This is a genomic window from Pseudomonas sp. S3_G06 (assembly GCF_054667565.1).
On record NZ_CP162738.1, the window covers coordinates 1,697,434 to 1,718,445 of the forward strand.

The window sequence follows — 21,012 nt, forward strand, 5'->3', positions numbered from 1 at the left end:
TTTCCGCTTGGTCAGACAACCGCAGAATCCAATTGCAAGGATGAAATTTCACTCAAAGGCGGCGTTTGGTTATCGACCGTTCATCGGGAAAAGCTCTTTACCTGTAATTTCTGACAGTAGACGACCTTTTGTAATGCCGTTGTACTTGAGTTGCACCGAGGTGCATTGAACTGCCAGCCGGACGAGCGCTGGCCATACCAGGTACAAGGAGAGTTGGAAGATGCATATTCAAACAGAAGGGAAACGTACACTAAAAAAAGACCAATTGGAGCCGCCCCTCTTTTCTGAAGCAGTCGGGACTGTTATTTCCCGGGCAAAAATCAAGAATGGCGCTACGTTCGTGGTTCCTCCTATTTCTCAGGCAAAAGTCGGGGACATTCTCGACATCTATTCCGATACAGAAACAGGGCTCTGGACGTCTCGTCTGCACCTCGGTGAGTTGCATCTGGGCAAGCCCTTGGAATTCAGAGTCCTGGCGTTTCACTTTGATGAAACTGATTGGGCAGATGCGTATTACGTGTTGACCCAAGGAGGCGCACCGTTTGTCTCTGAACGAGCAAGTATGAAGTGACGGATTGATTTGGAGTAGTCGGGTCGGTACCTCACTGTGAATTGTGAACGCACCGGCCTGGCAGTTTGTACTGGGGCTGGTTTTGTGCCAGGCGTACACTTTCAGTCCCTACTGACCTCAGCTTCCTGGCCCTGATCCACGTCGGATGACACATCCTTACCCTTGGTCTTCAACTCACTGACTATCACCGCCGCAACAATCAATCCCGCACCCACCAGTGCAATCACCGGCAAACGCTCCCCGGCAATCCGTCCGACAATCCCGGCCCACACCGGTTCACCGGCATAGATCAGCGTCGCCCGAGTCGGCGAAACACTCTTCTGTGCCCAGTTCATCGCTACCTGAATCGCCGCACTTGCTGCGCCCAGACCCAAAGCGGTCACCAGCAACAACCAGGAAAATTCCGGAATCACTTCACCGGTCGGGACCACCAGCAAGAACGACAACACCGCCGTCACCGCCAGTTGCACCACCGTCACCCGCCGCACATCAACCTGCCCGGCGAAAGTGCTGATCAAAATGATTTCAGCAGCAATCGCAACGGCGCTGATCAATGTCGCGATTTCTCCGGGACTGAAATTCAACGCCGCCCCCGAGGGGCCGGACAACAACATCAGTCCGGCAAACGCCATCATGATCCCGATACTTGGCATTAACCCCGGACGCCGTCCCAGTACCAGCCATTGCAGCAGCGGCACAAACGGCACGTACAGCGCGGTAATGAACGCCGACTGACTGCTCGGAATGCTTTGCAACCCGACCGTCTGCAAGCCATAACCAAGCATGATCGCTACACCGATGAACGACCCTGCCTTGACTTCGAACAAGGTCAACTCGCGCAGGTGCCGCCAGGAAAACATCGCCACGATCGCCGCCGCTGCGGCGAAGCGCAAGCCGACGAAAAACATCGGGCCACTGACCGTCATGGCATGTTGCACAATCAGAAACGTGCCGCCCCAGATCATGGTAATCAGCACCAGCACGCACTCGGCTTTGCTGAAGCGGGAGAAGCGGATTCGGGACGCAGAATTGTTTGGCGACATCATGACCTTGCGCACATTAAAAGGGAGGCCGCACAATGCCGCCAACGTTGCGCAGTATACTGCCCAACCCCACCGAGTGAGCAATATAGTGCACAAAGATTTGACTCAGCGAGCCTCCGTTCTGCAACACGTCAGCCAGAACGTTCGACGCTTGCGCCATGCTGCGGATATGAGCCAGACCGCACTGGCGGAAAAATCCGGGGTGAGCCGACGGATGCTGGTAGCAATCGAGGCAGGCGAAAAGAATGTCAGCCTGACCACGCTTGATCGCGTCGCCGAAGCGCTTGACGTTGCGTTCAGTGATCTGATCCAAGCGCACGATGCGCGCGATCCGAGCCGGATCAATGAGGTTGCCTGGGCGGGCACGATTGCGGGCAGCAGGGCCGTGCTACTGTCCAAAGCCACCGCGACCCGCGAAGTCGAGCAATGGGAATGGTGTCTGCAACCGGGCGAAGTTTATCCGTCGCAACCGGACGCCGATGGCTGGAGCGAGCAGATCTACGTATTTGAAGGATGCCTGACACTGATGCTCGGCGATCAGGTGCAGCACATCAATAAAGGAGAGTTTTTCATGTTCGCCAGCAATCAGCCGCATGCCTACCGCAACGATGGCGATGTGGCTACGCGGTTCGTGCGTAATGTGGTGATCTGAATGGAGCAGCCTGCGGACATCCTGATCATCGGCGGCGGCCTCAGTGGCACCATGCTGGCGGTGCAATTGTTACGCCTGCCTGGACAACGAAGAATTGCGATTATCGAGCCGCGTGCTGAACTGGGACGTGGCGAGGCTTACAGCGCCGTCGAGTTGGGACATACGCTGAACGGCAACGCGGCGCGGATGAGCGTCGACCCGGATAATCCTGATGATCTGACGCAGTGGTTGACCGCGCATATTGCCGGCGGCGGCTGGCCGGAATCTGCCGAGCAGGACGTGCCGGTCAGTGAGCTGTTTCCGCCGCGTGGCCTGTTCGGGGTCTATGTGCAACAGCGTCTGGCCGAAGCCAGGGCAGTGGGTACGCTGCAAGGTTCGACCGTTGAACATTTCTGTGCTGAGGTCGTCGACCTGCAAGTTGATGCTGGTTCAGTGCAGCTCACCTTGAGCGATGGCCAGACTCTGCGTGGATCGCAGGCGGTGCTGGCCACCGGCATGTTTCCCGCCGCTCGCACGCCGCAGACGCATTCCAGTGGTCTTAATGCCGCCGCGCTCGATCCGTGGGATGTGGCGGCCATGCGCGAACTCGACCCGCAGTCCACCGTGCTGATCATCGGCTCCGGTCTGACCATGGTTGATGCCGTGGTGTCGCTCGAGCAGGCCGGGCATCGCGGGCCGATCGAGGTGTTCTCCCGGCATGGCCTGCTGCCGCACGTGCGCCGTCAACCGCCGGCCTGGGTGGATTTTCTGGCGCAGGATCACAGCATTCGTACGCCCCGCCAGTTGCTGCGCGAGTTGCGTCGACATTGTCGCGACGCAGTCGCCCAAGGCATCGACTGGCAGGCGCCGCTGGATACGGTTCGCGTGCATATCGCGCGGTTGTGGAGTCAGGCGACTGACGTGCAGCGTCGACAATTCGTACGGCATGTACGGCCATGGTGGGAGAGTCATCACCATCGTTCGCCGCCACTGAGTGCCGAGTTGATCGAACGGCTGCACCAGGAAGGGCGCTTGCGCATTCACGCCGCGTCGTTCAAGGGCATTGAGCCCGGCGCGGGCGATGCTGTGACCATTCGCATCCGTCCGCGGGGTGAGACTGAAACATCTACAGTGAGCGGTGCGGCGCTGATCAACTCCAGCGGTATTGAATACGACTGGCGGCGTGTTGCTCGGCCGTTGCCGCAGCAATTGCTGGCGCGGGGACTGGTGCAACCGGGGCCGCTGGCGCTGGGGATCACCGCAAAGGACGGCGCAGTGGTGGATGCCGAGGGGCAGGTGAGCGCTCGGTTGTTCGCCATGGGCCCGCCGTTGCGCGGGATGTGGTGGGAAAGTACGGCGGTGACGGACGTCGCTGCGCAGGCTAAAGCGTTGGCTCGGCGGTTGGTAGATAGCCCGAAAGATTGATGTGTTCTTTCGGGCTTCTTCGCGAGCAGGCTCGCTCCCACAACTAGATTGAGGTTGTGGATGCAATTTGCGGCACACCACAAATACTGTGGGAGCGAGCTTGCTCGCGAAACGCGTCATCTGATTCAACCTCTCTGTTGAATGAAAGACCGCTATCGCTGGCAAGCCAGCTCCCACATTGGGCTCTTGTGACGGCTTGAGATTATGCGACGACGCGATAGCACGGCACATACGCCGCGCCACCCGGCAACTTCATCCGGTGCTGGGCGACGAAGGCTTTGAGCAGCGCATCAAGCGGCTGCATGATCGCCGCATCACCACGGATCTGGTACGGCCCGTGCTCTTCGATCAGGCGAATGCCTTTGTCCTTGACGTTACCGGCGACGATCCCGGAAAACGCCCGACGCAGATTGGCCGCCAGTTCATGCGGTGGCTGGTCGCGATGCAGTTTCAGGTTGGCCATGTTTTCGTGGGTTGGATCGAACGGGCGCTGGAAGCCTTCATCGATCTTCAACAGCCAGTTGAAATGGAACGCGTCGTTACGCTCGCGGCGGAACTGCTTCACCGCTTTCAGGCCTTGAGTCATCTGCCGCGCCACTTCGGCCGGGTCGTCGATGATGATCTCGTAATGCTGCTTCGCCGCTTCGCCGAGGGTCGCGACGACAAACGCATCCAGCTGTTCCAGATACGGCGCGGCATGCTTCGGCCCGGTGAGGATGACCGGGAAGGGCAGGCCTGCGTTGTCCGGGTGCATGAGGATGCCGAGCAGGTACAGGAACTCTTCGGCCGTACCGGCGCCGCCCGGGAAAATGATGATGCCGTGGCCGACACGGACGAAGGCTTCCAGACGCTTTTCGATGTCCGGCAGGATCACCAGCTCATTGACGATCGGGTTCGGCGCTTCGGCGGCGATGATGCCTGGCTCGGTCAGGCCGAGGTAGCGACCGCCGTGAATGCGTTGTTTGGCATGGGCAATGGTCGCGCCTTTCATCGGGCCTTTCATCACGCCAGGGCCGCAACCGGTGCAGATGTCGAGGCTGCGCAGGCCCAGTTCGTGGCCGACTTTCTTGGTGTATTTGTATTCTTCGGTATTGATCGAGTGGCCGCCCCAGCACACCACGATTTTCGGCTCGACGCCCGGGCGCAGGGTGCGCGCGTTGCGCAGCAGGTGGAATACGTAGTCGCTGATGCCTTGGGAATTGCTCAGGTCGATGCGCTGACTGTCGAGTTCGTTCTCGGTGTAGACGATGTCGCGCAGGGCGCTGAAGAGCATTTCGCGGGTGCTGGCGATCATCTCGCCGTCGACGAACGCGTCGGCCGGAGCGTTCAGCAGCTCCAGGCGTACACCGCGATCCTGTTGGTGAATGCGGATTTCGAAGTCCTTGTAGGCTTCGAGGATGGTCTTGGCATTGTCGACATGCGCGCCGGTGTTGAGGATGGCCAGGGCGCACTGGCGGAAGAGGGTATAGGTGCTGCCGGATCCGGCTTCGCTCAGTTGCTGGACTTCACGTTGAGAAAGGGTTTCCAGACTGCCTTTCGGGCTGACCGAGGCATTGATTACGTGTCGTTGGGTCATGCAGTGATCCTTAAAACGATGTCATCCACAACGCAGCGGATGGCATCCGAATAGTGTGTATCCATTAATGAAGATGGCACGATCTGCGTTATACCGCCATGTCCCGTTGGACTTTGAAAAGATGAAAAGGAGCCCCAGCATAGCTAAAACCCGGTGCGATGCGATAATGCGCTGGCGAGTTTTCTCCGTTGCGCGTTTTGCCACTCAAGGAAGTCATTTTCGATGTTCGAGATTCAGCCGATGGACCCCGCTACCTTTCGTCAGCAGACCCGCCGCAGCACGATCATCATCGCCGTGCTGTTTCTGCTGCTGGCCATGCTGTTTTCGTCGGTAGCGGTGGCAGTGTTCGGTGAACCCGACGGGGATAACCTGCGTTTCAATGTCGGCGGCGTATTCGTGGCGTTTCTGCTGACGGCGGCGCTGTTGCGCGGACGTTTCTGGCATCAGACCTGGATGGCCCCGGCGGTGTACAGCTGGCGCCTCAAGCGCAATCTGATGAGCATCACCAATGTCATGCATCAGGTGACAGAGGCGGTGCAGAACAACGATCCGACGGCGATGAAGGTGTTGCGTTTCTATCACCTCGGATTGCTGCAGATGCATGAGCTGGACGGCAACTCCAGCGATCATGGACAACTGCGTGATGAAGTCGAACAGCACAAGGCGCGGATGCAGGCGCAGGGACTTGATTCTGACCAGCCACGCTTCGATCCGCAGTGGCTGGAAACGTTGAAACCGGCCTCGCGTTAAAACGGAATGCGCCGGGCCCGGCGCAGTTTCCACGAGCGCAGCAGTCGTGCGTACACCAACAGGTTGACCGCCAGCACCACGCTGCCGAGGGCCAGTTGAATCTGCGGCGTCAGACCGGCCGGGTAGATGATCGGCCAGATGTAATGCTCAATGAAGCCGCCGGCGTATTCGGTCTGCCCGGCCGCGTGGCGCATGAGGTTTTCCCAATAGGTCAACGGACAAGTCAGGTGCAATACCTCGACCGCCACGCCCCATGCGGCCGCCGGCAAGTGCAACCACATCAATCGTGGCCAGCGCAGCACCAGCAGCCCGCCGAACAGCACGAACAAGATGAAACACAAGTGAAACAGCACCAGCCCGTCGGCGGCGATTCGGTACAGCATGGCGTCTTCCTGACGTAAGGGGAGATGGCGCTATGGTACGCCGCGCGGGACAAAATGCGTTGGTGAATCTGGGCGCGCAAAAGTGTTCTACCCTTTAACGATCATCAACTGTTCTGAAGTGAGGTGCACATGGCAACTGAGCAAACGCGTGCGGAAGATGATGAGCCAACGGAAGAAGAAATCGAGCGGCAAAAGAGGCAGGAAAAAACCTGGAAGCACGATGACAGCCGCGAGCTGTCGGACCGCGATCAGGAGCGTCCGCTGAAACCTTGAACAACCCATACGAAGAGCCCCGCAGCAGCGGGGCTCTTCGCGTTTCAGAGGTCTGCCAGCTGCGTGAAGTCCGGGTAGGTCGCGCGATACCCCAACGTTCGATCGATCCACGCATTGAGCTCATTGACCATCACCGGCGGATGACCGGGGTAACCTTCGAGGGTGCTGCGCAGGGTGCGTTCGATATCGGGCACGCTGTGCAGGTTTCGGGTCTTGATGTAATGGCCGATAAAACAGTCGAGTTCCAGGCGTTCTGTCTTGGACAGATGGACACACTTCAGGCCGCTGACCTGTTTGATTGCAAAATCGTCGCTCACTTATTTCTCTGCAAGGCTTGAAAGTTGTTGATGGATTCCTGATTTCTTTGACTCTTTGGTCAACTGGTATACCAATCGGAAAGGCGGCGCGCATGCTATCCGCAGCGCGGGAAAATGTATGTATGACTGTCGAAATGTCTGACAGGCGGTTGATTCGCTCAAACGGCTGTTTTACGGGGGATGTATCGCGGTTGAAACACTTTTTGTAACGCAGGGGACTCAGTGGCGGCGTTGCTTGATTAACGCAAGAATGGCCGGATTATTTAGTCGACTCGTTCTATCAATTGCGCACCTTGATTACGCGTATTACCGACCGCTTTGCCGACTTTGTACCATTCGAAGGCATCACTGGGCTCGCCTTCAAACAGCAGCATCTGCTCGGCGCGTTCCAGCGGCGTAGCCGGATCAAGCCATGCCCGAGCCCGCGTCGAATCGAAGACCACCGGGCGGCGATCGTGAATATCGAGGAGGCCGCCCAGGCTGTCAGCGGTGATGATGACGAACCCGTCGTCCTCCCTCGGCGCAACCCCCGGTGCCGGAAACTGGCCGATACCGGCGCAGAAGACCGGAGCCTGATCCGCCCGACGAATCAACCAGGGCTGTCGGGATTTTTCCCCGGTATCTACCCACTCAAACCAGTTGTCGACCGGCACGATCAGCCGCTGCCGCCAGATCGCCCGGAAGAACGCGCCGTGGGCGACTTTCTCTACCCGAGCGTTGATAGGTGGGGCGCGATCCTTGGCCCAATGCGGGCGCCAGCCCCAGCGCAGATTGTCGGCATGAATGGCCTGTTCGTGCTGATGCAGAACCGCCAGCGCAGTGGTGGGCGCTGCGTTGTAGCGATCCAGTGGCGCATCGCCGACGTGATTGATCAACGCATCCGGGATGCTCAAGACCGCAACGAAATCGTGAATCCCACGGTACTGCGTGAGTCTTCCGCACATGGCTGAAATCTCCTTGAGGAAATTTGAGTCTAGTCGGACCTGCAATGTGCCGGCCGATGACGCACTGAAAGCAGCACCGGAACCAAACCCTGTGTACCTTATCCAACCTGCGCTCGCGGATAGCCGCGCAGGGATGGACAAAGGCGATGGAGGTTTGCCATTCGACAACACGACGGCCGCGGCCTCAGGGCAAGACATGACATCCGGATGCAAACTTCTTTGTGCTGCGCTCATCGCGCTCGGTCTGGCCGGCTGCATCGCCGCGCCGATTGAAATGACCACGCAAACCGAAACGCGCCTGATGGCCCAGGCCCCCGTACGTTTTTTGCTGACGTTCGATGATGGCCCAAGTGCTTCAGGGTTGTGGAATCCAACGGCGACGGTGCTCGACAGCCTCAAAAGCAATCCGCTGCAGGCAAATATCAAAGCCGTGTTTTTCGTGCAGACCCGAGCACCCCGAGCAGGCAACAGCGAGATCGGTCGCAGCCTGATGCGGCGTGAACACGGCGAGGGACATATTCTCGCTTTCCACACCGCGACTCATTGGCACACCAACCATCGCTCGCTCGAACCGCAAGAACTGGAGCAGTCGCTGACCGATGGCAGTGCTGACATCGCCGCTATCACCGGGGCGCAGCCCAAGCTGTTGCGCCCACCGTTCTGGAACTACGACAAGCGCACATTTGCGGCCTATCAAAAACACGGCTTGCATGTCTTGCTCACGGACCTGAGTGCCAACGACGGCAAGATCTGGGGCTTCAACGCCAGCCCTCGGCGTCGGGCGAACATGCTGCGGCAGTTATCGGAAGTGCGCGAGCGCATCGCCGAGGGTCAATTGCCGACGGTGGATGGGGTAATTCCGGTCGTGGTGACGTTCCATGACCTCAATCGCTACACCGCGCGCCACACTCGCGAATATCTGCAGATTCTGCTCGATAGCGCGGCGGCGACCGGGGTCAGACTGGCGGACAAGCCGTTCTACGACAATCAGGCCGCACTGGAAAAAGCTGCGTTGGCGCGTACGGTTCAGCAAAGCGCTGAGCCGGTGAATCTGCCCGGAATGTGGAACTGGATCTGGGATCACGACGCGCATTGAATGGCATGAGTGAGTTGTGATCGGCTTGGCATTCTCGAGCGGGCAGTAAACACACCGTGGGTCTATGCTCGATGGATCGATTCTCCGCCTGCGAGGCGCCCGTCCATGCTTGCCATTGCCGATATTTGCCGGATCGTCGAGTCAGGCTTCCCCACGTTCAAGTGTGATTGCACACCAACCGGACAAGGTCTGTTGCGGATCAAGGTGTATGAGCCGGGCAGTGGGCGTGTCGAGTTGTTGCTTGACGGCGTTTCTCCCGAGCATCTGGTGACGATTCGCGATATTTCCAATTTCATCGGTGAGTTGCGAACGGAAATCAGCGCCGGTCGCAGGGCGTTCGCCGGCTGATTGTCATAAACGCCGTTGAAAGGCCTGCACGATGCGCCTTGTCGCTTCATTGGTTTCAAGATTGTGCACGGCATCGAGCGGGTACCAGATGCAATCGACGATTTCGTTCTGCGGGCGCACATCGTCGAGGTTGACCACCGAAGCCTCGTACACATGATGGCGCGTACTGCCCGCCTGAAAATCCATCAGGTACAGGACGTCCTCAGCATTGAGCCCGGTTTCCTCCTGCAACTCGCGCACGGCTGCCGCCGCACGGGTTTCCCCGGGTTCGACCTTGCCGCCGGGCAATGACCAGTGATGGCGGGGTTTGCGTACCAGGAGGATATGGCGATCCTGTTCGCAAATGACGGTGGCGCGTACTTTCATGATTGCCCTGTTGATGCGTGTCATAAATCTGTAATCAATTTGCAATATTCGAGCCGCGAGCGAGTTTAAAGGTTCCCTCTTGATTCGGAGCCATTTGCGTAGCAAAAAGTGCCAGTGAATTGACATGAGCCAGGGCGAATCCGGTTTACACCGAAGCGGGGAGCGGGTGTAAGGTAAGTCCGTACATCGAAAACACCGTTGACGAAATGGAGGTGCTCATGAGCATTCCAATGCTGAACAAGCTGCACATGAACGGTTATGACGTGCTCAGCGTGAACAACGGCCCATGGCGGGTTTGCACTCAGGGCGACCGGTTGGCGTCATTCACCAGCAGGGAGGAAGCGATGGCCTATGCGGCGGCGCTTCCTGGTTACAAGCAACGCGCCAAGCGGGTGCAAAGCCAGAACGTGAGTTGACGCGTTATAACGAAAGAGCCCCGGTTTCGACCGGGGCTTCTGTTTGGATCAGAACTCAGTGCACCTTGATTCGGCTGATGGTCCGGGCTTTTACCTCCTTGGCATAGATCTGCAATCTCTCTTCGTCGTTTTGCAGGATTTCGCAAGACCGCAATACAGTCTGGGCGTCTGCCTCGTTACCTGATTTGCGCAATTGTTCGGCAATGCGCTTGAGATCGACCGCCGACCACCTCAGGTCAGAGGCCACGCTTTGCAAATCCCGTTGAAGTTCGTGTTCGTATTCATTGAGCCGCATGATCACCTCCAGAACATTCTCGGTAGAAAAGAGTAGTCGCATTTTTCCACATGGGGCCAGGCCATCTGACGCCCGGCTGAACCGATGTAAAAAATTGTCCAAACCCAGGTAACGACGGGGGTGCCACGATGGATGTGCACGCAGTTAAACGGTACATTCACGTTTTTTCGGAACAGGTAAACAGCATGCGCGTATGGATCGGCACTTTGGCACTGGCCCTGTTGACGGGTTGCTCGTTACCAGCATCGCTGGTGCCAGGCGAGCCCAACCTCAGCAAGACCAGTGACAAGCCTCCCAAGGAATATGCCGCGTGTTTGTTACCGTTGTGGCAGAAGGACGTGGCCAAGACTTCGCAGACGTCGATTTCCAACGGCTACCGGATTACCGCGCCGAGCATTATCACGGCGGATGAGATTCTCGATATCGTCAAATACAAGGACGGCAGCAAAGTGTCTCTCTACCAGGGGCCGCCGTGGGCCAAGTCCGGATCGCTGCGCCAATCGGTGCGTGACTGCCTGTAACCAGGCTTACAAATCGCAAAAAGGCAGACTCCGAGTAACGGTGTCTGCCTTTTTTATTGCATGGAGCTCCCGTTAAACGCTTGCAATGGGCTGTGACAGTTGCCCGCGAGGCGCTGCCGGATCCTCGACTAGGCTTTGAATGTCGGCCCGTGACGGGATCGGCATGACTGAAAGGAGTCTCGGATCATGGATGATCTGGTCAAGGAAATCATTCCGCTGTTGCAGTATCTAATCCCAGGTTTTCTATCGACCTGGATCTTCTATTCACTTACGGCATTCAAGCGACCGGATACGTTCGGCCAGATCGTGCAGGCGCTGATATTCACATTTGTGATTCAGGGCGCGGTGTTGGCGGTGGGCAACCTCTGTTTGTGGATTGGCTCGAAGGGTTTTTCTCTAGGACACTGGGACGGCCGGGCGCAGACGCTTTGGGCATTTATGTTTTCGCTGATGCTGGGATTGTTTGCCTGTTATCTGGCGACAAGTGACAAGTTGCACCGCTGGTTGCGCAGGCGAAATGTAACGAAACAATCTTCTTTCCCCAGTGAATGGTTCTGCGCTTTCGCCCAACATGAGCGCTTTATAACCCTGCATTTAAACGATGAAAGGCGCGTATTTGGCTGGCCGGTCGAGTGGCCACGGGAATCATCCAATGGTCAGTTCGTGATGAAATATCCGCGTTGGCTCACGGATGATGGCCAACCTGCATCTATTGGCGCGGAGTTTTTGTTGATAGATTCCGCCAAAGTCAAATGGGTCGAGTTCAGCCCAGTATCAGAGGGATCAACATGCCAACTGCCAGAGCACCACAACCCATGCCAAAGCATTTAGAGCGACTCTTTGTCGGGCCGGACGGAAAAATGCTGGACGTGCCCTTGATCAAAGGCCCCAGTGCGCCGCCGCCTCTGAAACCACGGTCTAGACGATAAACTTCTTCAGCCCCAACCCTGCACCACCGCCCGGCGAATCGCCTCCAGCAACATCGCGAACGCCGGGTTGTCATTGTTCTCCCGCCAGATCAGATGCAGTTCGCTTTGCACCCCTTCGCCCAGATCAATCTCGCGAAACACCACATTCCTGAACACCACGCTGGTCGCGCAACGCGGTACCAGCGCCAGACCCATGCCAGCGTTGACCAGCGCCAGAATCGTCAGCGACGAGCCCAGCCACTGCACGTAATCCGGCGCCACCCGCGCTGAGCGCAGCGTGCCGGTCAACAGTTCGTTGAACGGCGGATAGGCTTCATGGGAGTACATCAGGAACGGTTGTTTATCCAGATCAGCCACTGATACCTCAGCTGCATTGGCCAACCGATGCCCGCTCGGCACCGCCAGCACAAACGGTTCGCGCACCAGGCATTCGGTGGCATAGCCCGGTTCCTGCAATGGCGCCCGGGCGATGCCCAGGTCGATACGGCGAGCGCGCAAGGCCTCGTGCTGCTGATAGGTATTCATCTCTGCCAGATCGATTTTCACCTGAGGCTGTTTGAGTCGCGCTTCGGCGATCACCTTGGGCAGAAATTCATATACCGCGCTGCCGACGAACGCGATGTTCACGGAGCCAATGTCGCCCTCGGCAAACCGGCGTGCGGTGATCGCTGCTTGCTGGGCGCGCTCCAGCAGATTCTGCGCTTCAACGAAAAACGCCCGGCCCGCCGCCGTCAGCGCAACGCTTCGGGTGCTGCGGGTAAACAATTCGACGCCAAGGTGATGCTCCAGCAGCTGAATCTGCCGACTCAGCGGCGGCTGGGTCATGTTCAGGCGCTCGGCGGCGCGGCGAAAGTTGAGTTCGGTGGCGACCGTGGTGAAACAGCGCAGTTGGGTGAGCTCGAACATTGATCTAATCCGGGTATCAATCGAATGCCTGTTTAGATTAGACGGGATCAATGCGCGACGTCCATGATCGGCTCATTGCTTCAAGTCATCCCTAAAAAAACAAGATCGGGAGTCGCCCCTTGAAAATCCTTCAGAGTCCGCCGGACATCTCGGTGCTCGCCCGCGCCGCCGCCAAGGTCAAACGCCACGTGCTGCCGCTGTTCGTGGTGATGTTCATCGTTAATTACATCGATCGGGTCAATATCGGTTTTGTGCGCAGCCATCTGGAAACCGATCTGGGCATTGGCGCAGCGGCTTATGGACTTGGCGCCGGATTGTTTTTCATCGGTTACGCACTGTTCGAAGTGCCGTCGAACATGCTGTTGCAGCGCTACGGCGCGCGGGTCTGGCTGACGCGGATCATGTTCACCTGGGGCGCCGCAGCGATGGCCATGGCCTTCGTTCAAGGTGAAACCAGCTTCTATGTACTGCGCTTTATTCTTGGGGCGGCCGAGGCCGGGTTCTTCCCGGGGATCATTTACTACTTCACCCAGTGGCTGCCGGCGTCCGAGCGCGGCAAAACCATGGCGGTGTTTCTCAGCGGCTCAGCGATTGCCTCGGTGATTTCCGGCCCGGTGTCCGGTGCGCTGTTGCATATCAGCGGACTGGGCATGCACGGCTGGCAGTGGATGTTTCTGATCGAAGGCGCAGCGTCGGTGGTGCTGTGTGCTTTCGTCTGGTTCTGGCTGCAATCGCACCCGCGCCAAGCCAAGTGGCTGAGCGAGGAAGAGCGGGACGCACTGGTCGCGGCGATTGCCGAGGAGCAGCGCACTCGCGAAGCGGTACAAGTCGCCAAGCCGTCGATGTTCAAGCTGTTGGCTGACCGGCAGATCGCGCTGTTCTGCTTCATCTACTTTTCCATTGCCCTGACCATCTACGGCGCAACGTTCTGGCTGCCGAGCATGATCAAGAAGATGGGCAACCTAGGTGATTTCCAGGTCGGGCTGCTCAACTCCATTCCGTGGATCATTTCGATCGTCGCCATGTATGGCTTCGCAGCGATGGCCGGCAAATGGAAATTCCAGCAAGCCTGGGTCGCGCTGACCCTGGTGATCGCCGCCATCGGTATGTTCATGTCAACCATCGGCGGCCCGGTGTTTGCCTTCGTCGCCATCTGCTTTGCCGCCATCGGCTTCAAAGCGGCATCGGCGCTGTTCTGGCCGATTCCGCAAAGCTATCTGGACGCGCGCATCGCTGCGGCGGTGATCGCGCTGATCAACTCCATCGGCAACCTTGGCGGCTTCGTCGCGCCGACCGCGTTCGGCATTCTCGAACAAACCACCGGTTCCATCGAGGGCGGCCTGTATGGCCTGGCGGCGACATCGCTGGTCGCCGCCGTGGTGATCTTCTTCGCCCGCACGGCGCCTGGCGCCAACGGTAAAACCCCGGCAAAGCCAAGTGACGAAGCCGCCGTTGTGGCGCCGGCTCGTCCGGCTGCGAGCCACTGAATCGATTGTTGATCTGTCAGGAGCGTTATCTTGAAAATCACCCGTGTCAGCGTCACCCCGATTGCCTTTCGTGATCCGCCACTGCTCAACGCCAGTGGTATCCACGAACCCTTTGCCCTGCGCTCGATCATCGAGATTGAAAGTGATAACGGCTACATCGGTCTCGGCGAAAGCTACGGCGATGCCCCGGCGCTGGCGATCCAGCAACAATTGCAGAGCCAGTTGATCGGCCTCGATCCGTTCAACCTCAATCAATTGCGCGCGATCGTGCAGGCCACCGTGGCGGCGAATAAACCCGCCAGCGTCGCTGGCGCCGAACTGGCCCCCGGTTCCCACGCCAGCAAAGCGGTGAGCAATGCCTACTCGGCATTCGAAGTAGCGTTTCTTGATTTGCAGGCGCACTACCTGAACGTGCCGCTGGTGGACCTGCTCGGCGGGGCGATCCGCGATGAAGTGCCGTTCAGCGCTTACCTGTTTTTCAAGTACGCCGAGCATATCGACTCGCCCTACAAGCCGGACAACTGGGGCGAGGCGCTGAGCGAGCAGCAGATCGTCGCGCAGGCAGGACGAATGATCGAAGCGTACGGATTCAAGAGCATCAAGCTCAAGGCCGGCACCTTGCCGCCGGAGCATGAAGTGGCTTGCATCAAGGCACTGAAAAAAGCCTTTCCGGGATTGCCGCTGCGCATCGACCCGAACGGCAACTGGTCGCTGGAGACGGCGATTCGCATGGCCGAACTGCTCGGCGATGACCTGCAGTATTACGAAGACCCAACGCCGGGCCTTGATGGCATGGCTGAACTGCACAAACGCACCGGTCTGCCCTTGGCGACCAATATGGTCGTCACTGATTTCGACGAGTTCCGCCGCAGCGTTGCGTTGAACAGCGTGCAGATCGTCCTCGCCGACCACCATTACTGGGGTGGCCTGCGGGATACGCAGACGCTGGCGAAAATGTGCGACGTGTTCGGCCTCGGCGTGTCGATGCATTCCAACTCGCACCTGGGCATCAGCCTGATGGCCATGGCGCACGTTGCGGCGGCAGTGCCGAATCTGGATTACGCCTGCGACACCCACTACCCGTGGCAGGAGCCGGACGAGGAAGTGATCAAGGGCGGCAAGCTGCCGATTGTCGATGGCTGCGTGAAGATCACCCGTGCGCCGGGGTTGGGTTTGGAACTGGATCACGAGCAACTGGCCAAGCTGCATGAACAGTACCTGACGTGCGGGATTCGCCAGAGGGATGATGTGCGGCAGATGCAGCGGTACAAGGCGGATTGGCGGGCGGTCAAGCCGAGGTTTTAAGGTCGTTGCGACTGGCCTCTTCGCGAGCAGGCTCGCTCCCACACTTGGCATACATTTCCCTGTGGGAGCGAGCCTGCTCGCGAATGGCCGCGACGCGATCCTTCAGAGGGTATCAATCAGCCAATCCCTGAACGCCTTCAACGAAGGCAAATTCTCATTGCGCGGCGGATACACCAGGTAATAGCTGCGTCGGCTGGTAATCGGCTCGCCCAGTTGCAGCAAATCGCCCTTGAGCAATTCCTCCTCGACCAGAATACGCGGCACCAGGCCGACGCCGATATTGGCGCGTACTGCCTGAATCAAGTGCGAGGTCATTTCGAAGCTCGGCCCGATCCGCATGCTGCGATGCGGCAGCTGGTGATGGCTGAACCATTCCGCCCATGCCTGGGCATTGCTGCTGACGTTGAGCAGCAACTGCCCGGCCATGTGCCGCTCGGCCTCGTCGCGTTCATTCGCCGACAGCTGCGCGCTGGCAATCGCCACCAATTCTTCGGTGTGCAGGGGCAGGGCGGTCAGGCCTGACCACTCACCGCCGCCGACGCAGATGGCGGCGTCGATTTCGCTGGTGTCGAAATCGATGGTTTCGATCCGCGAATGCAGGTGCACGGTCATGCCCGGGTGCGCCGTGTAGAAATCCTTCAACCGTGGCAGCAGCCATTTCGAACCGAAGGTTGGCAGCGTCGCCAGGCGCAGGCTATGGATGCCCGAACCAAACGCCATCGCCTGCAAGGTTGCGCTGCGAATCTGTCCGAGGGCTTCGCTGAGCTCGCGCTGATACATGCGCCCGACATCCGTCAGCACCACCTGCCGGCCTTCGCGGCTGAACAAGCGCATGCCCAGCATCTTCTCGAGAATCTGTACCTGGCGACTGACCGCGCTCTGTGTCAGTGACAGCTCATGGGCGGCGCGGGTGTAGCTTTCGTGGCGAGCGGCGGCCTCGAAAGCCAGCAGCAGCGACATGGACGGTGTGAGGGTGCGCGGATTCATTCGTAAAACTCATCGATAGCGGGTCGAAATTACGCTTGTTCCATGGCTGGCAAGCAATGAACATGGGCGCAATCAGATGGCGGATCCTGAAGCAATCATTCATTGCGCACAACTGTTCACCGCCACACAGCCCGATTTGACCGAGATGACCCGACCGATGATTGCCCAGCTGTCGCCTGCCAAAGCCCTGACCGGCGATTACCAACAATTCCTCGTCGCCCTGAAGGACAGCGGCTTTCGCGGTGAAATCAGCGCTGATTACGCCAGCCGCGTGGTGCTCGCGACCGACAACTCGATCTATCAGCGCTTGCCGCAAGCGGCGGTGTTTCCGCTGGACGCCGAAGACGTTGCACGTGTGGCGCGGCTGATTGCCGAACCGGCGTACGAGAAAGTGGTGATCTCCCCGCGTGGCGGTGGCACCGGCACCAACGGTCAATCGCTGACGGACGGCATCGTCGTCGACCTGTCGCGGCACATGAATCGCATTCTGGAAATCAATGTTGAACAACGCTGGGTGCGGGTGCAGGCCGGGGTGGTCAAGGACCAGCTCAACGCCGCGCTGAAATCCGCCGGGCTGTTTTTTGCTCCGGAACTGTCGACCTCGAACCGCGCCACGGTCGGCGGCATGATCAACACCGACGCCAGCGGCCAGGGCAGTTGCACCTACGGCAAAACCCGCGACCATGTGCTGGAACTGGAGATGATCCTGCGCGGCGGCGAGCGTCTGCACGGCCTGCCGCTGGCCGAGGATGAGCTTGCAGCGCAGTGCGCCCGCGATGATCGCGTCGGCGAAGTCTATCGTTGTGCGCGGCAGATCATTGATGAACAGGGCGAGCTGATCAAGGCACGCTTTCCGGATCTCAACCGCTGCCTGACCGGTTATGACCTGGCGCATCTGCGCGAGGCCGATCAGCGCTTCAACCTCAACAGCGTGCTGTGTGGCGCTGAGGGCTCGCTGGGCTTCGTCGTCGAAGCGCGGTTGAACGTGCTGCCGATTCCCAAGCACACCATGCTGGTCAACATCCGCTACGCCGGGTTCATGGATGCCTTGCGCGATGCGCGGGCGTTGATGGCGCTCAAGCCGTTGTCGATCGAAACCGTCGATTCCAAGGTGTTGCTGCTGGCGATGCAGGACATCGTCTGGCACGGCGTTGCCGAATATTTTCCCGAAAACCCTGAGCGACCGACTCTGGGCATCAATCTGGTCGAGTTCTGCGGTGACGATCCCGAAGACCTGCAGCGCCGCGTCGAAGCGTTCCTCGAACATCTGCAAAACGACCGCACGGTGGAGCGCCTGGGGCATACGCTGGCGATCGGTCAGGCAGCGGTGAACAAGGTCTATGGCATGCGCAAACGGGCGGTGGGCCTGCTCGGCAACGTCGCCGGTGAAGCCCGCCCGCAGCCTTTCGTTGAAGACACCGCCGTGCCGCCGCAGCATTTGGCCGAATACATCGCCGAACTGCGCGACCTGCTCGACAGCCACGGTTTGCAGTACGGCATGTTCGGCCATGTCGACGCCGGCGTACTGCACGTGCGGCCGATCCTCGACATGAAAGACCCGCAGCAAGCGGCCCTGGTACGCCCGGTGTCCGATGGCGTAGCGGCGCTGACCCAGCGCTACGGCGGTCTGCTCTGGGGCGAGCATGGCAAGGGCCTGCGTTCGGAGTACGCGCCGGCATTCTTCGGCGAGTTGTACCCGGCGCTGCAAGCCTTGAAAGCCGCGTTCGACCCATTCAACCAGTTCAACCCGGGCAAAATCGCTACGCCGGCCAACAGCGGCGCAGCACTGCTGAAGATCGACGAAGTGACCCTGCGCGGCGAGCTGGATCGGCAGATCGACGAAAAAGTCTGGCAAAGCTACGGCGCCGCCATGCACTGCAATGGCAACGGCGCCTGCTACAACTTCGATCCTGATGACGCCATGTGCCCGTCGTGGAAAGCCACCCGCGAACGCGCGCAATCGCCCAAGGGCCGCGCTTCGCTGATTCGGGAATGGCTGCGGTTGCAGGGCGAGGCGGGCGTCGATGTGCTCTCGGACGCAATCCGTAAACCGGCGTTTTTCAGCACGCTGTGGCGGCGCTGGCGCAACGGTCGCGATCCATCGGCGGATTTTTCCCATGAGGTGTACGACGCCATGGCCGGTTGTCTGGCCTGCAAATCCTGCGCGGGGCAGTGCCCGGTGAAGGTCAACGTGCCGGAATTCCGCTCGCGTTTTCTCGAGCTGTATCACAGTCGTTATCTGCGTCCGGCGCGGGACTATCTGATTGCCTCGCTGGAATACACCATTCCCTACATGGCGCGGATTCCGGCGCTGTACAACGGTTTGATGGGCGCGGGCTGGGTGCGCAGTGCGCTGTCGCGGATCGGTGGCATGGTCGATGTGCCGTTGCTCAGCCGTTTCGATTTCCAAGCGGCGATGCGCCGTTGGCAGGTGCAGCCAGCAACGGTTGCAACGCTGTCGTCACTGACCTCAGAGCAACGCGAACGCAGCGTGGTCATCGTGCAGGACGCCTTCACCCGCTACTTCGAAGCGCCGCTGCTGGCTGATCTGGTCGAGCTGATTTCGCGTCTGGGTTATCAGGTCTATCTCGCGCCGTTCAGCGCCAACGGCAAACCGCTGCATGTGCAGGGCTTTCTCTCGGCGTTCAATCGCGCGGCGTTGCGCAACGCTGGGCAATTGCAGGCGCTGGCGCAGACCGGCGTGCCGTTGCTGGGGCTGGATCCGGCGATGACTCTGGTCTATCGCCAGGAATACCTGAAAGTACCGGGCCTGAATGAATGTCCTGAAGTGGCCCTGGTGCAGGAGTGGTTACTCAAGGTCATGCCGGAGCGGACGCCTGAGGCTCAGCCCAAAGCATTCCGTCTGCTCGCCCATTGCACGGAGAAAACCAACGCGCCGGCCGCGACCCGCCAGTGGGAAGAGGTCTTCGAACGTGCCGGTCTGAAGCTGGCCACGCAGGCTACCGGTTGCTGCGGCATGTCCGGCACCTACGGCCACGAAGCACGCAATCGCCAGACCTCGGCAATCATTTACGAGCAATCGTGGGCGCGTCAGGTGCAGGCTCCGGCGGAGCAGGGCGAGGCGTTGGCGACCGGCTACTCCTGCCGCAGCCAGGTCAAGCGCCAGTCGGATCAGGCGCTGCGCCATCCGTTGCAGGTGCTGCTCCAGACGCTGCGTCGCTGACCGTGTCGCTGGTGTCCCTGTCCCAGATCAGGCGTGGGTCGAAACTCATCGCCGCGAGCATGGTGAACACCACGACCAGGCCGAAGAACAGGATGCCCGGTCGTGGCTCGATATCGCCCAGCGCCTGGAACTTCACCAGCGCCGCGACCAGCGCGACCACCAGCACATCGAGCATCGACCAGTAGCCGATCAGTTCGACGAAGCGGTACAGCTTCGAACGCTCCCTGCGCGCCCAATCGCTGTTGCGCTGCACGGTGACCAGCAGCAAAGTCAGGGCGACGAACTTGACCCCCGGCACCGCGATGCTGGCGATGAAAATGATCAGGGCGATGTCCCACGCTCCGGCCTCCCAGAACTCCAGCACGCCACTCATGATCGTGCTGTCGGCGCCGTTGCCGAGCATCACCGTATTCATCACCGGCAGCAGATTGGCGGGAACATAAAACGCCAGCGCGGCGAGCATGTACGCCCAGGTGCGCGTCAGCGAATTGGTCTTGCGCCGATGCAACGGCGCATCACAGCGCGGGCATTCGTGGGGCTCGTCGGTCATGTCACAGGCCAAACCACAGCTGTGGCACAGGCACAGGTTGAGTTCGCTGGCGGTCGGTGGACGCTTCATAAAATGTCCCAGAGTTCACGGATGTCACGGCCGGCAATGCGGATCATCATCAGGCTCAGCACCGCCAGGGCGAACAGGCCGATCCCCGGCAGCACATCGAGCAAGCCGGCGAGTTTGAACACCGCGACCATCGCCCCCAGCAGACACACCTCGAGCATGCTCCACGGGCGCAGGGTTTCCAGCCAGCGCATGCACAGATTGAACCCCGGTGCGCGACGCAGGCCGAGGGCAAAACTCAACACCCAGACCAGCAACACCAACTGAAATGCCGGGGCGATGATGATTGCGATCGCCGCGACCATGGCGATAAAGGTGATCGGCCCCTGGCTCAGCGCGAGCACCGAATCCCATAGGGTTGCGCTGTTTTTCATGCCTTTGAGGCTGATGCTCATCACCGGATAGAAATTGGCGAACAGCCACAGCATCGCGGCCGTGAACGTCAGGGCCAGACGCTGCTCGATGGTCAGGCCATTGAAGCGCTGCAGCACGCCACCGCAGCGCACGCACAGGGTTTTCTGGTGTTTGGCGAGCACGACTTTCTCGTACACGCAATCACAGTGCTCGCAGATGATCAGGTGTTCGGTGTTGACCATGGACAGCGCTCAAGGACAGGGCAGACCTGTTCACTATAGAAGGCTGG

Annotated in this window: 24 protein-coding genes; 13 read left to right on the forward strand and 11 right to left on the reverse strand. The window is 59.4% G+C overall.

Annotated features, from left to right (window positions below):
* The first annotated feature begins 220 nt into the window (after positions 1-220).
* Positions 221-571: a hypothetical protein gene (locus AB4N47_RS07840; RefSeq protein ID WP_341637262.1), complete on the forward strand. Its 351-nt coding sequence runs from the start codon at positions 221-223 to the stop codon at positions 569-571.
* A 101-nt stretch (positions 572-672) separates the two neighbouring features.
* Here the strand turns inward: AB4N47_RS07840 and AB4N47_RS07845 are convergent, their stop codons facing one another.
* Positions 673-1,617 (reverse strand): DMT family transporter, encoded by a 945-nt coding sequence (locus tag AB4N47_RS07845; protein WP_341637263.1) that lies wholly within the window; start codon positions 1,615-1,617, stop codon positions 673-675.
* A gap of 85 nt (positions 1,618-1,702) precedes the next feature.
* Here AB4N47_RS07845 and AB4N47_RS07850 point away from each other — a divergent pair, with 85 nt between their 5' ends.
* Positions 1,703-2,266: a helix-turn-helix domain-containing protein gene (locus AB4N47_RS07850; RefSeq protein WP_341637535.1), complete on the forward strand. Its 564-nt coding sequence runs from the start codon at positions 1,703-1,705 to the stop codon at positions 2,264-2,266.
* Positions 2,267-3,670: an FAD/NAD(P)-binding protein gene (locus tag AB4N47_RS07855; protein WP_341637264.1), complete on the forward strand. Its 1,404-nt coding sequence runs from the start codon at positions 2,267-2,269 to the stop codon at positions 3,668-3,670.
* 202 nt (positions 3,671-3,872) lie between these two features.
* On the opposite strand, the gene ppnN is transcribed toward AB4N47_RS07855, so the two are convergent.
* The gene (ppnN, locus tag AB4N47_RS07860) at positions 3,873-5,246 is read right to left on the reverse strand and encodes a nucleotide 5'-monophosphate nucleosidase PpnN (RefSeq protein ID WP_122612505.1); all 1,374 of its coding nucleotides are present in this window, start codon (positions 5,244-5,246) and stop codon (positions 3,873-3,875) included.
* A 222-nt stretch (positions 5,247-5,468) separates the two neighbouring features.
* Here ppnN and AB4N47_RS07865 point away from each other — a divergent pair, with 222 nt between their 5' ends.
* On the forward strand, positions 5,469-5,996 hold the full coding sequence (locus AB4N47_RS07865) for a DUF3087 domain-containing protein (protein ID WP_341637265.1): 528 nt from the start codon (positions 5,469-5,471) through the stop codon (positions 5,994-5,996).
* Here AB4N47_RS07865 and AB4N47_RS07870 read toward each other — a convergent pair.
* Positions 5,993-6,379: a DUF2784 domain-containing protein gene (locus tag AB4N47_RS07870; RefSeq protein ID WP_041480792.1), complete on the reverse strand. Its 387-nt coding sequence runs from the start codon at positions 6,377-6,379 to the stop codon at positions 5,993-5,995. The genes AB4N47_RS07865 and AB4N47_RS07870 overlap by 4 nt on opposite strands.
* A gap of 129 nt (positions 6,380-6,508) precedes the next feature.
* Between AB4N47_RS07870 and AB4N47_RS07875 the strand changes: the two genes are divergently transcribed.
* Positions 6,509-6,652 carry a hypothetical protein gene (locus AB4N47_RS07875; RefSeq protein ID WP_024013238.1) on the forward strand — a complete coding sequence of 48 codons (144 nt, stop codon included), beginning with the start codon at positions 6,509-6,511 and terminating at the stop codon, positions 6,650-6,652.
* A 44-nt stretch (positions 6,653-6,696) separates the two neighbouring features.
* Here the strand turns inward: AB4N47_RS07875 and AB4N47_RS07880 are convergent, their stop codons facing one another.
* Together AB4N47_RS07880 and AB4N47_RS07885 are read right to left on the reverse strand one after the other, a co-directional pair.
* A complete protein-coding gene (locus AB4N47_RS07880) occupies positions 6,697-6,969 on the reverse strand; it encodes a hypothetical protein (protein ID WP_016775076.1) in 273 nt (90 codons plus the stop codon).
* 263 nt (positions 6,970-7,232) lie between these two features.
* A complete protein-coding gene (locus tag AB4N47_RS07885) occupies positions 7,233-7,913 on the reverse strand; it encodes an SOS response-associated peptidase (protein ID WP_460154455.1) in 681 nt (226 codons plus the stop codon).
* A gap of 196 nt (positions 7,914-8,109) precedes the next feature.
* On the opposite strand from AB4N47_RS07885, the gene AB4N47_RS07890 reads away from it, so the two are divergent.
* Positions 8,110-9,009 carry a polysaccharide deacetylase family protein gene (locus AB4N47_RS07890; protein ID WP_341637536.1) on the forward strand — a complete coding sequence of 300 codons (900 nt, stop codon included), beginning with the start codon at positions 8,110-8,112 and terminating at the stop codon, positions 9,007-9,009.
* A 105-nt stretch (positions 9,010-9,114) separates the two neighbouring features.
* Entirely contained in the window at positions 9,115-9,357 is a 243-nt protein-coding gene (locus AB4N47_RS07895; protein WP_016775073.1) for a DUF1652 domain-containing protein, read from the forward strand.
* 3 nt (positions 9,358-9,360) lie between these two features.
* On the opposite strand, the gene AB4N47_RS07900 is transcribed toward AB4N47_RS07895, so the two are convergent.
* Complete coding sequence (locus AB4N47_RS07900) at positions 9,361-9,723, reverse strand: NUDIX hydrolase (RefSeq protein WP_186566706.1); 363 nt, start codon at positions 9,721-9,723, stop codon at positions 9,361-9,363.
* 218 nt (positions 9,724-9,941) lie between these two features.
* Here AB4N47_RS07900 and AB4N47_RS07905 point away from each other — a divergent pair, with 218 nt between their 5' ends.
* Positions 9,942-10,139 (forward strand): hypothetical protein, encoded by a 198-nt coding sequence (locus AB4N47_RS07905; protein ID WP_024013234.1) that lies wholly within the window; start codon positions 9,942-9,944, stop codon positions 10,137-10,139.
* A 55-nt stretch (positions 10,140-10,194) separates the two neighbouring features.
* Here AB4N47_RS07905 and AB4N47_RS07910 read toward each other — a convergent pair whose 3' ends face one another.
* A complete protein-coding gene (locus AB4N47_RS07910) occupies positions 10,195-10,434 on the reverse strand; it encodes a hypothetical protein (RefSeq protein WP_051600740.1) in 240 nt (79 codons plus the stop codon).
* A 185-nt stretch (positions 10,435-10,619) separates the two neighbouring features.
* On the opposite strand from AB4N47_RS07910, the gene AB4N47_RS07915 reads away from it, so the two are divergent.
* Both AB4N47_RS07915 and AB4N47_RS07920 read left to right on the forward strand, forming a co-directional pair.
* Positions 10,620-10,955: a hypothetical protein gene (locus AB4N47_RS07915; protein WP_024013232.1), complete on the forward strand. Its 336-nt coding sequence runs from the start codon at positions 10,620-10,622 to the stop codon at positions 10,953-10,955.
* 186 nt (positions 10,956-11,141) lie between these two features.
* Positions 11,142-11,786, forward strand: a complete 645-nt coding sequence (locus tag AB4N47_RS07920) for a DUF6338 family protein (RefSeq protein ID WP_341637267.1) — start codon at positions 11,142-11,144, stop codon at positions 11,784-11,786.
* A 104-nt stretch (positions 11,787-11,890) separates the two neighbouring features.
* On the opposite strand, the gene AB4N47_RS07925 is transcribed toward AB4N47_RS07920, so the two are convergent.
* Positions 11,891-12,790: a LysR family transcriptional regulator gene (locus AB4N47_RS07925; protein WP_016775066.1), complete on the reverse strand. Its 900-nt coding sequence runs from the start codon at positions 12,788-12,790 to the stop codon at positions 11,891-11,893.
* 119 nt (positions 12,791-12,909) lie between these two features.
* On the opposite strand from AB4N47_RS07925, the gene AB4N47_RS07930 reads away from it, so the two are divergent.
* Positions 12,910-14,277, forward strand: coding sequence for an MFS transporter (locus AB4N47_RS07930; RefSeq protein ID WP_341637268.1), 1,368 nt, complete (start codon positions 12,910-12,912; stop codon positions 14,275-14,277).
* Positions 14,278-14,307: 30 nt separating this feature from the next.
* Positions 14,308-15,582 (forward strand): glucarate dehydratase family protein, encoded by a 1,275-nt coding sequence (locus tag AB4N47_RS07935; protein ID WP_341637269.1) that lies wholly within the window; start codon positions 14,308-14,310, stop codon positions 15,580-15,582.
* 102 nt (positions 15,583-15,684) lie between these two features.
* Here AB4N47_RS07935 and AB4N47_RS07940 read toward each other — a convergent pair whose 3' ends face one another.
* Complete coding sequence (locus AB4N47_RS07940) at positions 15,685-16,569, reverse strand: LysR substrate-binding domain-containing protein (RefSeq protein ID WP_341637270.1); 885 nt, start codon at positions 16,567-16,569, stop codon at positions 15,685-15,687.
* Between the two features lie 157 nt (positions 16,570-16,726).
* On the opposite strand from AB4N47_RS07940, the gene ydiJ reads away from it, so the two are divergent.
* Positions 16,727-19,753, forward strand: a complete 3,027-nt coding sequence (ydiJ, locus tag AB4N47_RS07945; protein WP_341637537.1) for a D-2-hydroxyglutarate dehydrogenase YdiJ — start codon at positions 16,727-16,729, stop codon at positions 19,751-19,753.
* Here ydiJ and AB4N47_RS07950 read toward each other — a convergent pair.
* Positions 19,686-20,372, reverse strand: a complete 687-nt coding sequence (locus AB4N47_RS07950) for a paraquat-inducible protein A (protein WP_339101435.1) — start codon at positions 20,370-20,372, stop codon at positions 19,686-19,688. The two genes, ydiJ and AB4N47_RS07950, sit on opposite strands and share 68 nt — an antisense overlap.
* Complete coding sequence (locus AB4N47_RS07955) at positions 20,369-20,965, reverse strand: paraquat-inducible protein A (protein ID WP_016775060.1); 597 nt, start codon at positions 20,963-20,965, stop codon at positions 20,369-20,371. The genes AB4N47_RS07950 and AB4N47_RS07955 overlap by 4 nt, the downstream gene beginning before the upstream one ends.
* Between the last annotated feature and the right edge of the window lie 47 nt (positions 20,966-21,012).